Source organism: Flavobacterium hercynium, assembly GCF_002217285.1.
Classification (GTDB): Bacteria; Bacteroidota; Bacteroidia; order Flavobacteriales; family Flavobacteriaceae; genus Flavobacterium; species Flavobacterium hercynium.
On the sequence record NZ_MUGW01000020.1, the window covers coordinates 137,820 to 154,139 of the forward strand.

16 protein-coding genes are annotated in these 16,320 nt (G+C 29.5%); all 16 read left to right on the plus strand.

Features of this window, described 5'->3' with window-relative positions:
* Window positions 1-9 precede the first annotated feature (9 nt).
* Complete coding sequence (locus B0A66_RS10570; RefSeq protein WP_089049800.1) at window positions 10-1,977, plus strand: polysaccharide biosynthesis protein; 1,968 nt, start codon at window positions 10-12, stop codon at window positions 1,975-1,977.
* Between the two features lie 151 nt (window positions 1,978-2,128).
* Window positions 2,129-2,989, plus strand: a complete 861-nt coding sequence (locus B0A66_RS10575) for an ABC transporter permease (RefSeq protein WP_089049801.1) — start codon at window positions 2,129-2,131, stop codon at window positions 2,987-2,989.
* Between the two features lie 10 nt (window positions 2,990-2,999).
* The gene (locus tag B0A66_RS10580; RefSeq protein WP_089049802.1) at window positions 3,000-4,319 is read left to right on the plus strand and encodes an ABC transporter ATP-binding protein; all 1,320 of its coding nucleotides are present in this window, start codon (window positions 3,000-3,002) and stop codon (window positions 4,317-4,319) included.
* A 23-nt stretch (window positions 4,320-4,342) separates the two neighbouring features.
* Window positions 4,343-5,026 (plus strand): FkbM family methyltransferase, encoded by a 684-nt coding sequence (locus B0A66_RS10585; protein WP_089049803.1) that lies wholly within the window; start codon window positions 4,343-4,345, stop codon window positions 5,024-5,026.
* On the plus strand, window positions 5,002-5,949 hold the full coding sequence (locus B0A66_RS10590) for a GDP-L-fucose synthase family protein (protein WP_244283427.1): 948 nt from the start codon (window positions 5,002-5,004) through the stop codon (window positions 5,947-5,949). The genes B0A66_RS10585 and B0A66_RS10590 overlap by 25 nt, the downstream gene beginning before the upstream one ends.
* A complete protein-coding gene (locus B0A66_RS10595) occupies window positions 5,949-7,127 on the plus strand; it encodes a DegT/DnrJ/EryC1/StrS family aminotransferase (RefSeq protein WP_244283429.1) in 1,179 nt (392 codons plus the stop codon). The genes B0A66_RS10590 and B0A66_RS10595 overlap by 1 nt, the downstream gene beginning before the upstream one ends.
* The gene (locus B0A66_RS10600) at window positions 7,124-7,945 is read left to right on the plus strand and encodes an alpha-1,2-fucosyltransferase (RefSeq protein ID WP_089049804.1); all 822 of its coding nucleotides are present in this window, start codon (window positions 7,124-7,126) and stop codon (window positions 7,943-7,945) included. The genes B0A66_RS10595 and B0A66_RS10600 overlap by 4 nt, the downstream gene beginning before the upstream one ends.
* A gap of 2 nt (window positions 7,946-7,947) precedes the next feature.
* Complete coding sequence (gene gmd, locus B0A66_RS10605) at window positions 7,948-9,021, plus strand: GDP-mannose 4,6-dehydratase (RefSeq protein WP_089049805.1); 1,074 nt, start codon at window positions 7,948-7,950, stop codon at window positions 9,019-9,021.
* A complete protein-coding gene (locus B0A66_RS10610; RefSeq protein WP_089049806.1) occupies window positions 9,021-10,046 on the plus strand; it encodes a glycosyltransferase family 2 protein in 1,026 nt (341 codons plus the stop codon). The genes gmd and B0A66_RS10610 overlap by 1 nt, the downstream gene beginning before the upstream one ends.
* Window positions 10,046-10,912: a glycosyltransferase family 2 protein gene (locus B0A66_RS10615; RefSeq protein ID WP_089049807.1), complete on the plus strand. Its 867-nt coding sequence runs from the start codon at window positions 10,046-10,048 to the stop codon at window positions 10,910-10,912. The genes B0A66_RS10610 and B0A66_RS10615 overlap by 1 nt, the downstream gene beginning before the upstream one ends.
* The gene (locus B0A66_RS10620; protein ID WP_089049808.1) at window positions 10,909-11,754 is read left to right on the plus strand and encodes a glycosyltransferase; all 846 of its coding nucleotides are present in this window, start codon (window positions 10,909-10,911) and stop codon (window positions 11,752-11,754) included. Before B0A66_RS10615 ends, B0A66_RS10620 begins: the two co-directional genes overlap by 4 nt.
* A gap of 12 nt (window positions 11,755-11,766) precedes the next feature.
* The gene (locus B0A66_RS10625; RefSeq protein ID WP_089049809.1) at window positions 11,767-12,768 is read left to right on the plus strand and encodes a glycosyltransferase family 2 protein; all 1,002 of its coding nucleotides are present in this window, start codon (window positions 11,767-11,769) and stop codon (window positions 12,766-12,768) included.
* Window positions 12,769-12,772: 4 nt separating this feature from the next.
* A complete protein-coding gene (locus tag B0A66_RS10630; protein ID WP_089049810.1) occupies window positions 12,773-13,666 on the plus strand; it encodes a beta-1,6-N-acetylglucosaminyltransferase in 894 nt (297 codons plus the stop codon).
* Window positions 13,663-14,592 (plus strand): glycosyltransferase family 2 protein, encoded by a 930-nt coding sequence (locus B0A66_RS10635; protein WP_165766604.1) that lies wholly within the window; start codon window positions 13,663-13,665, stop codon window positions 14,590-14,592. The genes B0A66_RS10630 and B0A66_RS10635 overlap by 4 nt, the downstream gene beginning before the upstream one ends.
* The gene (wecB, locus tag B0A66_RS10640) at window positions 14,589-15,692 is read left to right on the plus strand and encodes a non-hydrolyzing UDP-N-acetylglucosamine 2-epimerase (RefSeq protein WP_089049811.1); all 1,104 of its coding nucleotides are present in this window, start codon (window positions 14,589-14,591) and stop codon (window positions 15,690-15,692) included. Before B0A66_RS10635 ends, wecB begins: the two co-directional genes overlap by 4 nt.
* A gap of 25 nt (window positions 15,693-15,717) precedes the next feature.
* The gene (locus B0A66_RS10645) at window positions 15,718-16,320 is read left to right on the plus strand and encodes an acyltransferase (protein WP_089049812.1); all 603 of its coding nucleotides are present in this window, start codon (window positions 15,718-15,720) and stop codon (window positions 16,318-16,320) included.

Below are 16,320 nucleotides of genomic sequence, written 5' to 3' on the forward strand. Positions count from 1 at the left end.
TAAGCTAAATTGGATACAGATAAACCAACTAAAATAACAAATTTCTTGTATGATTTTTTTTCACCAAGAAATTTAAGAACCACCATTAATAATCTAAGCTATTTGCCTAGATGGATTATTATTGCGATAGATATAATGGTTTTGGTATTTTCGTTCACCTTTACCTATCTACTCTTTGAAGGTACTGCATTAGGCTATATTATAACTTCACACAATAGGTATTTTGTGGGTAGTTTAATCTTTATAAATATATTTTTCTTCTGGCTGTTTAGGACATATTCAGGAATTATTAGGCATTCATCGTATATTGATGCAATAAAATTATTGTTTTCTCAAATGTCAGTTTTGGTGTTTTTTCTGTTTTTTAATTTGATTTTTGAATTATATGCAGGACATAAAGCATTTTTAAATACGGCGCTTTTTATTAATCTGGTATTATCTTTCTGTGGTTTATTTTTATACCGTGTTATAGTAAAACAAACATTTGAACTGTATTTTTCTGAAAAAACCAGTTCTAAACTTATTAGAACAGTTATTTACGGTACTGACGCAAATGCTATTTCAGTAGCAAACGCTCTAAAGTTTGAAACTCCTTCCCGTTTTAAAATTGTTGGTTTTGTCGATAAAAACAATCAAAATGCATCCAAGCGTATGCTTGACTTGCCAATTTTGATTTTACGAAAAAAATTACCTGCGTTAATGCGTTCTGTCGCAGCAGAAGGTGTAATTATAGCAGATAAGAGCTTGTCTAAAGATGAACAATTAATTATTGTAGATCAATGTTTAGAATTTAACTATAGAGTTTATACTGTTCCATTGATTTCAGATTGGGAAAACCAAAAAGAAATTTCCCAAAAAGTAAAGAATATTCAGATTGAAGATTTATTGGAAAGAAAGCCTATAGTTCTAGATAGTAAATCTATTTCTAAGCAGTTAAAAGATAAAACTATTCTAATTACTGGAGCGGCAGGTTCAATAGGAAGTGAAATTGTTCGTCAAGTACTTGGATTCAATCCTAAAATGGTTATTGTTTTAGACCATGCAGAGACACCTCTACATAATCTTTGCTTAGAAACGCTTAGCATAGCATGCGAAACAAAAATTGTTGCTGTAATTGCAGATGTAAGAAGTAAAAAAGCATTGGAAAAAGTTTTTAAGAGCCATAATCCACATGTTGTTTTTCATGCTGCAGCTTATAAGCATGTGCCATTAATGGAGGAAAATCCGTCACAAGCTATTTTAACCAATATAAAAGGAACTAAGAATTTAGCTGATTTATCTTGTAAATATCATGTCAAAAAATTTGTTATGGTATCAACAGATAAAGCGGTTAACCCTAGTAATGTTATGGGAGCAAGCAAAAGAATTGCAGAAAAATACGTTCAATCTTTATTCTTGAAAAATCAGAGTGAAAATGTAGAAGGAGCAACTAAATTTATTACTACTCGATTTGGAAATGTATTAGGCTCTAACGGATCTGTGGTTCCTTTATTTACGAAACAAATTGCAGAAGGCGGTCCGGTAACAATTACACATCAGGATATTATTCGTTATTTTATGACCATTCCCGAAGCTTGTCAGCTAGTGTTAGAAGCCGGAGCAATGGGTAATGGAGGAGAGATCTATATTTTTGACATGGGGAAACCAGTTAAAATTATTGACTTAGCTAAAAAAATGATTAAGCTTGCAGGTTTTATACCTGAAAAAGAAATAAAAATAAAAATTGTTGGTCTAAGACCTGGAGAAAAGTTATATGAAGAATTATTAAATGATACTTCTAAAACACTGCCAACGTATCATAATAAAATCATGATTGCTCAGGAGATACAAGATGAATACGAAAATTTGCATATCGAGATTGATGAATTGATTGGTATTGCTGATTTTTATGAAAATGATGATATTGTCGCTAAAATGAAGAAAATCGTTCCAGAGTTTAAAAGTATGAACTCAGCTTTTGAGGTTTTAGATAAATAATTGTCATTTCATTATTTAAATAGTATAAAGTAAAGGTGTTTTTTTAAAAACGCCTTTTTTGCTTTTAAGAGTTTTTTGTAACGAGTAAAAGACTTGTTAATTTTTATTGTCAAATAAGGTTTTTAAGAAATTAGTAGTAAGTGTATAAATAATGAATAATAATTCTAATAATTGGCTGTTTGAGATAACACCAAAAAATAAATTCTTTTCGTTAAATCTTAAAGAAGTTTGGCAATATCGTGACTTACTATTTCTTTTTGTAAAGCGAGATGTTATTACTGTTTACAAACAAACTGTTTTAGGGCCGCTTTGGTATTTGATCCAACCTTTGTTTACAGCCGTTACATTTACCATAATATTTAATAATGTTGCTGGAATTAATACAGGTGCTGTTCCTCCATTTTTGTTTAATTTGGCAGGAATAACAGTTTGGAATTATTTCACAGCATGCCTTAATGGTACATCAGATACATTTAAGGCGAATGCGGCTATTTTTGGTAAAGTTTATTTTCCAAGAATTATTACACCGCTGTCAGTAGTAATTTCAAATTTAATTAAGTTCGGAATACAGTTTTCTATTTTTATAGCCTTTTATTGTTATTTTTATATTCAGGGCTATGATTTAAGTTTAAATGGATGGGTATTACTTTTTCCGGTCTTAATTGTCATAATGGGAATTTTAGGGCTTGGCTTGGGAATGCTCATTTCTTCAATGGTTACAAAATACCGTGATTTTAGCAATTTAATTACCTTTGGAATACAATTACTCATGTATTTATCGGCCGTAATGTATCCGATGGAATTAATTAAAGAAAAGTTGCCTAAGTTTGGATGGCTTGTAGAATATAATCCGTTGGCTTATATTATCCAGACTTCGAGATACATGCTTTTAAGTGTGGGAGAAATTTCTATTGCCGGATTATTATATACTTTACTATTTACAATATTAGCATTTTTTGTAGGTCTTTTGATTTTCAATAAAACTGAAAAAAGTTTTATCGATACAGTTTAGTTTAAAATTAATGCATTTTAAATCACTCAAAATATATAATTTAAAATTGGAAAAAGATATAATTTTAAAAGCCGAAAATATCTCTAAGCAATACCGTTTAGGACAGGTAGGAACAGGCACATTAGCACATGATTTGAACAGATGGTGGCATCAAATTCGAGGTAAAGAAAATCCGTATTTAAAAATTGGTGATACAAATGACCGGTCTAAAAAAGGAACATCTGATTATGTATGGGCATTACAAGATATCAATTTTGAAGTACAACGTGGAGAGGTTTTAGGAATTATAGGAAAGAATGGTGCAGGGAAATCGACCCTTTTAAAATTACTTTCAAAAGTAACAGCACCAACTACCGGAAGTATAAAGTCAGGAGGACGTATTGCGTCACTACTTGAAGTAGGAACTGGGTTTAATCCTGAATTGACTGGACGTGAGAATATCTTTTTGAATGGTGCTATTTTAGGAATGACCAAAAAAGAAATTGCTTCAAAACTTAATGAAATTATTGAGTTTTCTGGTTGCGAACGTTATGTAGACACACCAGTAAAGAGGTATAGCAGTGGAATGACAGTTCGCTTGGCATTTGCCGTAGCTGCTTTCTTAGAGCCCGAAATACTTGTTGTTGATGAGGTATTAGCAGTTGGTGATGCTGAATTTCAGAAAAAAGCAATTGGTAAAATGCAGGATATTTCAAAGACAGGAGGTAGAACTGTTTTATTTGTAAGTCATAACATGGCAGCAGTAAAAAGTTTGTGTACTAGAGGTATAGTACTTGAAAATGGTAAGGTTAAATTTGATGGTGATGTCGATCAGGCTTTAGATAATTATTTAAGCATAAATGAATCAACGGACTCTTTTATATTATTTGATGAAAAAACAGTTAGAAGTGGGAGTAGAAACTTAGAGTTTATTTCTTTGGAAATACGAAATCAGAATAATGTTTTATGTCAGGAGTTTTCTATCGGAGACGATTTGGTAATTTCATTTAAGTTGCAAAATAATACTAAAGAAGTAAAATCTGAAGTTGGAATTCAAATAAAGTCTGCAGATGAATTACCTATATTTCATATAATGGGAAGAGATTCAAACTTCGAAATAAATCATAATTCTTTTCAAGAAGAATACACCGTTAATCTAAAGGACTTGAGACTTTATCCAGGAATATATACAATTACTGTTATTAGTTGTACGACGACAGGTCATCAGATATTTGACAATATTGAAAACGCATTGTCCTTTCAAATTATGGATGGAGGAAAATATACTTTTAGAAATCTGCCAAGGTCAGTAGGACTTTTCTTTTTGAATCCGGAATGGCAAAAGAGTTGATATAAATTAATAAAAAGAATCTAATGATTTCAAGATTAAAAAAGGCGTTTAAAATTCTAATCAATTACAAAGAGAAAAAAAAAGTAATAAATCCCAATGATTTATTACAGCATAATAGAGTTCAGCCATGGTTTGCTGTAAAAGGAGATCAAACATTAAGATTGGATTATGAATTAAATGCAGATTCAATTGTTTTTGATGTAGGAGGATACAAAGGAGAATTTGCTGCTGAAATATTATGTAAGTACAATTCAAATATTTATGTTTTTGAGCCAATTAAAGATTTTTTTGAAATAATAGAAAATAAATTTCTTAAAAATAAAAAAATACAACCTTTCAATTTTGGATTGGCTGGAAAGGATGAAAGTTTGCAAATATCGCTATCAGATAACTCATCATCTATTTTTTTAGAGGGAGAAACCAAAGAGACAATAGAGTTAAAATCAATAGTAGATTTTTTAAAAGCAAACAATATAACAGAAGTTGACTTAATTAAAATTAATATTGAAGGTGGAGAATATGAACTTTTGGAGTCTTTAATAGTTCATGATTGTATTGGTTTTTTTAAAAATATTCAGGTACAATTTCATGATTTTTTATTTGAAAATGCAAAAGAAAGAATGAATGAAATTCAAAATAATCTTTCAAAAACGCATAAATTGACATATCAATTTGAATTTGTATGGGAGAATTGGGAAAGATTATAAATAAAGCCTCTAAAATTTATTTGACAGGGCATTCTGGAATGCTTGGTAGTGTCGTATTGAGACTTTTTAAAGAAAGCGGATATTCAAATATTATTACTACAACTCATCAAACTTTAGATTTAGTTAATCAACAAGCAGTTGATGATTTTTTTAATAAAGAAAGACCAGAATACGTAATACACATTGCTGCAAAAGTTGGAGGTATTAAAGCTAATATCGATAATCCGGCTATTTTTTTGTATGATAATTTGATGATGCAGGCAAATGTCATAAATTCTGCTTATAAATACAATGTGAAAAAGTTTGTATTTATTGCAAGTTCTTGTATATATCCGGCTTCTTCACCACAACCTATGAAAGAAGAATATCTTTTAGATGGTAAATTAGAACCAACGAATGAAGGATATGCAATTGCAAAAATTACGGGTATCAAATTGTTAGAAAATTATAATAAACAATACGGATTTAATGGAATTAGTTTAATTCCTAGCAATTTGTATGGGGCAAATGATACTTTTGATTTAAATCATTCTCACGTTTTGTCCTCTTTAGTCAAGAGATTTGTTGATGCTAAAACAGAAAATGCAAAATCGATTACTTTATGGGGAACTGGAATTGCGAAAAGAGAGTTTTTGCATGTAGATGATTTTTCTAAAGCAATTTTGTTTTTTTTCGAAAACTATAATTCTCCGGATTTTATCAATGTAGGTCCCGGAATTGATATCAGTATAAAAGAATTGGCACAGCTCATAGCTATAAAAGTTGGTTATTCAGGAGAAATTTTATGGGATGAAACGAAGCCAAACGGTATGCTTAAAAAGTGCATGGATGTAACGAACATGCAGAACGAAGGCTTTAAGCCTAATAAATCATTAGAAGCAGGAATAGAAGAGGTAATAGAAAGTTATAAAAATAGACAATAATGAAAATACCTTTAATGAGAAAAGCATTTCTTAGAGAAGAAGAAACTAAAAAAGCTTTAGCCACCTTTATCCTTAATGCTGAAAGACTTAGTATGGATATTGAGTGTAAAAAGTTTGAAAACAAATTTGCTCAATATCAAAAGAGTAAACATGCAGTCTTATTTAATAGTGGAGGTAGTGCTAATCTGGCTATGCTGCAGGCACTAAAGAATTTAGGAAAGCTAAAAGATGGAGATAAAGTAGCTTTTTCAGCATTAACGTGGTCGACTAATACAATGCCAATTATTCAATTAGGAATGATACCTGTTGCACTTGATTGTGAGCCAGACACATTAAATACGATGTCATATCATCTTATTGAAAGATTGAAAGATACAGATTTACAGGCTCTTTTCATAACCAATATATTAGGATTTACAGGCGATATAGATATTATAAAACAAATTTGTGATGAAAAAAATATCATTCTAATTGAAGATAATTGCGAGTCATTAGGAACTGAACTTCCTGAAGGTACTACAGGTAATTTTGGAATCGGAGGTAGTTTTTCGTTTTTTGTTGCTCATCACATGTCAACCATAGAAGGCGGGATGGTTTGTACAGATAATGATGATTTTGCAGAAATGCTTAGAATTGTAAGGGCTAATGGATGGGATAGAAATCTAAATGCTGAAGGACAAAAAAAATGGAGAGATAAGTTTAATATAGAATCAGAATTTCAAGCCAAATATACTTTTTATGATCTGGGTTATAATTTTAGACCAACTGAAATTACAGGTTTTTTAGGGCAATATCAGATGGAATTTTTAGAAGAAAATATTAATAAGAGAGAACAAAACTATTTACGAATAGAAAATGTTTTAAATGCTAATTCTGATTTTCTTTATCTAAAGCATGATCATATTAAAAGACTTTCGACATTTGCATTTCCATTTGTATGTAAAACACCAGAATTAAGAAAGTACTATTTAGATAAATTTACAGAAGCAGGTGTTGAAATCAGACCAATGATAGCTGGGAATATGCAAGAACAGCCGTTTTATAAAAAATATGTAAAGGAGTTGTATAAAATGCCTGGTGCAGATATGATGCATGCAAATGGTTTTTATTGTGGAAATTATCCTGAACTTCTTGAAAGTGATTTAGTAATTATTGAGAATTTAGTTAGAGATAGATGATTGTAGTTCAGTTAGTCGGTGGTTTAGGAAATCAATTATTTCAATATGCTGCAGCTAAATCTTTAGCGAAGAGTAAAAAGCAAAAACTATATATTGATATTTCACAATTTGAAAGTTATAAATTACATAACTATGCGTTGAATAATTTCAATATTGTTTCTAATATTTATAAGAAACCAAACAAATACGTAAGAAGAATACAGCGTTTGTATAAAAAAAGTATTCTGTACAAGGAAACAGATTTTGGATATAATTCGAATTTGAGTGCTTTAAAAGGAGACCCTGTTTTTTTGGAAGGATATTTTCAATCTGAAAAGTATTTTTTGAAACATGAAAAAGAGATTCGTAAAGATTTTGAAATAAAGGTAACTTTAAAGAAAATAACTAAGGATACAATTGCGAAGATAGAGTCTGTAAATTCTGTTTCAATTCATTTTAGAAGAGGTGATTACTTAAATAATCCTTTACACAATACTAGTAAAGACGAATATTACAAGAGAGCTTTAGAAATTATTGAAAGTAAAGTTGAAAATCCTGTTTTTTTTGTCTTTTCAGATGATATAGATTGGGTAAAACTAAATTTTTCAACTAAAAGAGAAACTATTTTTGTCGATTTTAATGATGCTTCAACCAATTTTGAAGATTTGAAACTAATGGCTACTTGTAAACATAATATTATTGTTAATAGCAGTTTTAGTTGGTGGGGAGCATGGCTTAATAAAAATCCGGATAAAATTGTAGTAGCCCCGGAAATCTGGTTTAATGATAATTCAATAAATACAGAAGATATAATTCCAACAAATTGGTTTAAAATATAAAAATGAAAAAGGCATTAATTACTGGAGTTACAGGACAAGATGGCGCATATTTAGCCGAATTTTTATTAGAAAAAGGATATGAAGTTCATGGTGTAAAAAGAAGAGCATCTTCTTTTAATACACAGCGTATTGACCATTTATTTAGAGATATTCATGAAGAGAATGTTAGATTTATTCTTCATTATGGCGATTTGTCAGATGCTACTAATTTGATAAGAATTATACAAGAGGTGCAACCGGATGAAATATATAATTTGGGAGCGATGTCACACGTTAAAGTAAGTTTTGATACTCCTGAGTATGTGGCTAATGTTGATGGTCTTGGTTCCTTAAGATTATTAGAAGCCGTTAGGATTTTAGGTCTTTCCAAAACTACTAAAATTTATCAGGCGTCTACATCCGAATTGTATGGTTTAGTTCAGGAAGTACCGCAAAATGAAAAAACACCATTTTATCCTCGATCGCCATACGGTGTAGCAAAAATTTATGCATACTGGATAACGGTAAATTACCGCGAAGCTTATAATATGTTTGCTTGTAACGGAATTTTGTTTAATCATGAATCACCTTTGCGAGGTGAAACTTTTGTTACCAGAAAGATAACCATGGCAACTGCTAAAATTGCGTTGGGCCTACAAGATGTTTTATACATAGGAAATTTAAATTCTCAACGTGATTGGGGGCATGCAAAAGACTACATTGAGGCAATGTGGTTAATTCTGCAACAAGAAACACCAGATGATTTTGTTATCTCTACCGGAAAAACTACACCAGTAAGAGAATTTGTTCGTATGGCATTTTTAGAGTGTGGAATCGAATTAGAATTTGTTGGAGAAAATGAAGATGAGGTTGGAATCGTAAAATCTTCTTCTAATCCTAAGTATAATGTTAAAATAGGAAAAGAAGTTGTAAAAGTAGATCCGAATTATTACAGACCAACTGAGGTCGATTTATTAATTGGAGATTCTACTAAAGCGAGAACAGTTTTAGGATGGCAACCAAAATTTGATTTGTCTGATATAGTAAGACAGATGGTTGCATCTGATATCGAATTATTTGAAAATGAAAAGAAATAATGTTTTCTAATCCCAAAATAACAGTTTTAATGCCTGTTTATAATTGCGATCTTTTTATAAAGGAAGCGATTCACAGCGTTTTAAATCAGACTTTTTCAGATTTTGAATTAATAATAATTGATGATGCTTCTTCAGATTCAACAGTTTCATTAGTAAAAGAAATTGAAGACTCCAGAATAAAGCTAATAGAAAAAGAGCGAAATTCGGGATATACGAATAGTTTGAATTATGGTTTAGAAATTGCAAAAGGACAATACATTGCCAGAATGGATGGAGACGATATTTGTTTTCCTGAACGCTTTGCTAAACAAGTTGCTTTTTTAGATCAAAACCCAGATATAGCACTTTGCGGCACATTGTTTAAAGTTATTGGAAGAGATATAATTGTTAAAGTGCCTGAAAAGCATGAAGATATGAAAATGGCAATGCTTCGGGATTGTTGTATTGGGCATCCGACAGTAATGATAAGAAAAAGTTATTTGGATAAGTTTTCTTTAATTTATGATGTACATAAAGAGCCTGCTGAAGATTATGATCTCTGGACAAGATTATTAAAAGTAGGTAAGCTTCATAATTTGCAAGAAGTTTTACTTGATTATCGTGTTCATGATGCTCAGGTATCTCAAAAAAGAAATGATCAGCAAATAAAAGCTGCAAATGAGATTAAAATTAATTTATTAAATAATTTAGCCTTACCACAAGACGACCACCAAATGCAAAGCTTTTTGAAGAAAATAGTTTCACGAAGAGAAGTATTTTCTTTTAAAGAAATTAATGAGTTTCAGAATCTTAAGTATAAATTAATTATTGCCAATGGAAATTCATTCTTTCAAAAAGAAGGATTCGAAAAATATTTATCAGAAGTTCAAAATAATTTATTTAGAGATTATTTCTTACGTAGAGATCAATATACTCCAATAAATTATTTTCAGTATTTGAAAACTAAAAAGCAATGGATAAATAAATTAAAATTTCGTGATGAAATTAAGCTATTTGTAAAATCTATGATTTTCCATAAAAAATAATGAAAAAACCTTTAGTCTCTATAATCGTTCCATGCTATAATCAGGCACAATATCTAGATGAAGCTTTAGAATCTGTTTTATGTCAGAGCCATGCTAACTGGGAATGTATCCTCGTTAATGATGGAAGTCATGACCATACAGAAGAAATTGCGAAAAAGTGGATTTTAAGAGATGATCGTTTTAAGTACTATTATAAAAGTAATGGAGGTGTAAGCAGTGCACGAAATTTTGGAATAGCAAATTCAACAGGTGATTATATCTTACCTTTAGATGGAGATGATAAAATTGGAAGTGAATATATTAAACTGGCTCTCAGTGAATTTGAGAATGATAATTCCTTATGTTTAGTATATGCCAATGCATTTTTTTTTGGAACTAAAGAAGAGTTATGGCAATTACCTGATTTTAATTTTAAAAGTTTCTTACTTAATAATTGTATTTATTGTTCAGCTATTTATAAAAAAGAAGATTTTTTAAGAGTAGGTGGTTATGACGAAAAGTTGATCTACGGAAATGAAGATTGGGAATTTTGGATTAATTTATTTTCAAAATATAACGGCTCCCCTAAAATTAAGAAAATAAATTATTTAGGTTTTTTTTACAGAAGAAAAACAATTTCCAGAGATGTAGACTTGTATAATAGTTCACAAAAAACAGCTGAAACTTTATTTGAAATTTATAAAAAGCATCATTTAGTGTATGAAGAATATTTTGGAAACTATATTGATGTGGTAAAAAACTCGATTAATTACCGGAATGGTGTTCAGAACTTATTAAAAAGCAGAAAATATATATTTAATCTTTTTACAGAAAAGTTTTTTTGGATTAAGTTTTTTAAAATAATAGATGATAAAATTCTAAAATGATTTCAGTAATTATATGTTCACGAACGAAAGCTATTAATAAAAGCTTTTCTGAGAATATTAAGAAAACAATTGGCTGTGAGTTTGAGTTAATTGTTATTGATAATTCTGAAAATAAATATTCTATTTTTGAAGCTTACAATTTAGGAATAGAGAAGAGTACGTTTGATTATTTGTGTTTAATACATGATGATATTCTTTTTCATACAAATGAATGGGGGATTAAAATCAATCATTTTTTTAAAGAAGATCAGAGTTTAGGTCTAATTGGAATTGCGGGAGCAAAATCTAAAACAAAATTACCTTCTTTATGGTGGTTATGTCCTAAAGAAGATAAAATTACATATCTAATTCAGCATATTCCCAATCAAGATTCTGAAATATGGAATTCCGGTTTCGAAAAAGAAGATAACGTTGAAGTGGTAGCTGTAGACGGTGTTTTTATGGCAATGCGGAAAGATCCAAAAATATTTTTTAATAAAGAAATGGTAGGATTTCATAATTATGATTTAAATATTTCAGTCGAATATAAAAAACATTGCTATAAAGTAATTGCAACTAAAGATATACTGATCGAACATTTTTCATTAGGAACGATAAAAGAGGAATGGGTTGAATCATCTTATCGTTTTTATAATTTGTATAAGAGATATTTACCTCTAAATGATAAAGATAATAAAAGGAATAAAAAGCAAGAGATTAGTAATGCGATATGGTTTATCAATGAATCTTTAAGATTTAAAAAATATAAAATTGCATTTTCTATTTGGAGAAGATTATTTTATCTGGATCCTTTTTTAAAATATCATCTAATTTTTTGGAAGCGATTAATTAAAAGCACTTAAAAACGATTTACTTTGAAAATATCTATCATACTTCCAGTTTATAATGGAAGAAAATATTTAGCTACTTCTATAGAAAGCTGTTTAAATCAAACACATAAAGATATCGAATTAATAATTGTAAATGATTGTTCTACTGATGATTCGTTGGAAATTATGAATCAATATGCGGAAAAAGATGATCGAATTATAATTATTGATAATAAAGAAAATAAAAAACTACCGGCAAGTTTAAATATTGGTCATCGAATGGCAACCGGTGATTTAATAACTTGGACAAGTGATGATAATTATTATGAACTAGATGCTTTGGAAATCATGAAAAATGAAATCCAACAGAAAGAAGTAGATATAGTTTACAGTAATTTTTTTTTAATTGATGATATAGGAAGTCAGATTAGAAAAGTAGAACTTCTTGGAATTGAAAATATCATATTTGGTAATTTTATAAGTTGTTGTTTTCTTTATAAAAAAGAGGTGTTTATAAGAAACAAAGAATATAATGAAGATCTTTTCTTAACTGAGGATTATGATTTTTGGTTACGAGCCCTTTTACATAGCCGTTATGCCCAAATTCAAAAAAGCTTATATCACTATAGAAAACATCCTGAAAGTTTGACAAATCAGATTGCAGTTAACACAGAAAGAAAAGAACTTTGGGAGAAAAGTGTCGCTAAAATGTACACTAATTTTACGGAAGAAATTTCAAATGAGAATCAGAAAGAGATGTCAGAGTTCTTTACCAAAAGTTTGACTAATCAGAAAATCGATTTCAATTGGATTATTAGTATAAATAATAAAATTAAAAAAATTACGGAAAGCTTAAAAGAAATTCCAAATTTTAATGATATAAAATTGTTAGAAAAAGTCTTTTTAAATAAACTAATAGAATTGATGATCTCTGACAAAAGTAAAAAAAGTAATTTTTCAAAATCTATGTTTATTGTAAAAATGTATCCGTTAAGTTTACATAAAAATGCATTAAAGACATTAATTAAATATTCGTTTTTTAAGTAAATAAATGCAAAAAGTAACTAAAATAAAGCAAGCTGTCATAATTACCGCTTACAAAAATTACAATCATTTGGAAGAGATTGTTAATTTTTTTGATGCTAATTTCGAACTGTATATTCATATCGATAAAAAAAGTGATATTTCAGATGTTGAATTACGTAAGCTTAGAAATTATAAGATTGTAAAATTAGTTACACAAAAGTATAAAGTAAATTGGGGTGGAATAAACCATTTAAAAAGTATTTTAAATCTAACAGAAGAAGCTTTTAAAAACAAAGAAATTAAATATTTTCATCTTATTAGCGGGCATGATTTTCCAATAAAAAAGAGATCGTGGTTTCTTGAATTCTTTAAAAATAATGATTCTCAATATTTAGAATACTTTGATATTCCAAATGTAGGAGCAGCAGATAATGGTTATATGGATCGTATTGAGTTTTATAACTTTTATGATTTATTAAATGCAAAAAATGAAAAACAAAATAGAATAATTAGGCGTTTGATTAAGATTCAAAAAAAATTAGGTTTTAAAAGAAAAATTTCTGTAAAAATGCCTAAACCTTACGGAGGATCAACTTGGTGGAGTTTAAGTAGAGATTGTGTTGGTTATGTTCTTGAATTTACTAAAAAAAATAAGTTTGTTTTAAATAGATTTAAGCATACTTTATGTTCTGAAGAGTTTTATTTTCAGACCATTATTATGAATTCACCTTTTGCAGATAAAGTAATTAATAATAATTTGCGACATATCGACTGGATTGCAAGAAACGGAAATAACCCTGCAATTTTAGATGAAACAGATTACGTTAAATTAGTAGAATCAAATGCTGCTTTTGCAAGAAAATTTGAATATCCAAAGTCAATAGAATTATTAGAAAAAATAAAATCCATAATAAAATGATTGGACCAAAAGTGACCATAATAATGGCGACCTACAATCGTGCTCATTTTATTGTAGAAACCATGTTATCCATAAAAGAACAAACCTACTCAAATTGGGAGTGTTTGATTATTGACGACGGAGGTACCGATAATACTGCAAAAGTTATTACTTCAATTTTAGAAGAAGATACTAGGTTTAGCTATTTGAAACGTACAGATGCTTACAAAAAAGGATTACCAGGATGCAGAAATTATGGACTTGATTTAGCAACTGGTGATTTTATTATTTTTTTTGATGATGACGATATTGTACATCCTCAAAATTTAGAATTATGTGTAAGCGAATTATATGAAAAACAGATTTCGTTTTGCAGATATGATAGAGAAGTTTTTTTTGATGAATTTAAGTACGATTTTAATTATTCAAAAGAATATTCTTCTTTTAAAATAGGTGTTGAGCAGATTGGCGAAATGCTAACAAATAAATTGCCTTTTAATTCTTGTGCCGTTATGTGGAAGAAAGAGTGTTTTACAGATAATCGTTTTGTAGAACATCTTATGTATGCAGAAGAATGGGAGTTGTATTCTCGAATTTTATCGTCAGGAATAACGGGTGTTTCTATTAGAAAATGTCTTTTTTATGGAAGAAAACATGCAAATTCTAATACAGGAGAATTTTTTAATCACAATCCCGTTAGAAGAGAATCACACGTAAATGCTGTCCTTTTGATAATTGAAAATCTTAATAGAAAACAATTATTCACAAACAATTTAATTCGCTTTTTTGTGACACTTTCTTTAGAATTTAAAGAATATCATTTGTTTACTAAGATTGTAAGAATATTAAATTTAAGTCCTGTTAAAAAGTTAAGATGGAATATTTTTTATAAATCTTATCCATTAAGAAAGTCATTGTATAAAATGAAAAAAAGTTTAAAAAAATGAGAGTTCTTCTTTGCTTTGGCACACGTCCGGAAGCTATAAAAATGGCTCCGTTGTATCATGAACTCAAAAAAAATAATTTTGAGGTGCTAGTATGTGTAACGGCTCAGCATAGAGAAATGTTAGATCAGGTATTAGAGTTTTTTAATATTCAGCCTGATTATGATTTAGACCTAATGCAGTCAAATCAGTCTCTAAATAGTTTGAGCGCACTTATTCTGTCTAAAATAGATAATGTTCTTAGAGATACAAATCCCAATTTGGTTTTAGTTCATGGTGATACCACAACTTCTTCGATGGTAGCTTTGGCAGCTTTTCATCTTGGGATTAAAGTAGGTCACATCGAAGCTGGCTTGAGAACTTATAATAAAAAAGCACCTTTTCCGGAAGAAATTAATAGACAATTGACTAGCAGGTTAGTAGATATTCACTTCACACCAACAACTGAAGCGACACAAAATTTATTGAACGAAAATATCCTGCAGCAAGATATAGTACAAACCGGCAATACAGTTATTGATGCATTATTATGGACAACAAATAAAATTTCAAAAGAAGATTATTATCATCCAGAGATAGAAAAACTTAAAAAAGATATTTCCTTTGATAAAAAGACGATTTTGGTAACAGGTCATCGAAGAGAAAATTTTGAATCAGGATTAAAAAATCTTTGCGAGGCGCTTTTGGATATTTCTAAACGAGATGATGTCGTTATTGTATATCCGGTACATCTAAATCCAAATGTAAAGAAAACGGTTTATGATCATCTATCTGAGAGAGAAAATATCTATTTGATTCCGCCAGTTTCATACCCAGTTTTTGTATGGTTAATGCAACAATCGTTTTTAATCGTAACAGACTCTGGAGGAATTCAGGAAGAAGCACCATCTTTAGGCAAGCCAGTATTGGTAACTAGAGATGTGTCAGAGAGACCAGAAGGTGTAACGGCAGGATTTTCGACTTTGGTAGGAACTGATAAACAAAAAATTATAAAAACGATCCAAGTTTTTTTAGATGAATTTATTAGTTTTGAAAAACCTTTAAATCCTTATGGCAATGGAGATGCTTCTGAAAAGATAGTTGCTTTTTTAAACCGTAGATAAACATTTATAATAGTCTATTTAGGATATGACCACAAGATCTTTTATTTTAAGAATTATAAAATACATACCTAGTACCATAGTCAAAGTGTTTTTATTACGAAATGCACTTGGATATACTATTGGGAAAAATGTAAAAATTGGTAAAGTAATCATCAATTGTAAAAAAGTTGTGATAGAAGATAATGTTTACCTCGCTGATAATAATAATATAAGTTGTAATGAATTATTTATTGGTGCTTATAGTTCAATTCATTCAGGTAACGTAATCCAGGGAAGCGCAAATTTTTCTATTGGTAAACATTCCCGAATTATAAACAATCATTATTTTGATGTGTGGAATAATATTCAAATAGGTAATAATACTTGGATTGCAGGAAAAAACAGCCAATTTTGGACACATGGTTCAATTCATACAAAATCTAAAAATAAAGATTTGTCAATTATTATAAAAGATGATGTTTATGTGGGTTCAGCCTGCTGCTTTGCACCAGGTGTTATAATCGAAAGTGAAAATTTAATTGGATTAGGAAGTGTAGTCACAAATAATTTTTTAGAAAATAAAACGATCATTGCCGGAAATCCCGCGGTGGTAGTAAAAGAAAATATAGACTGGAGGACGAACTGGTAA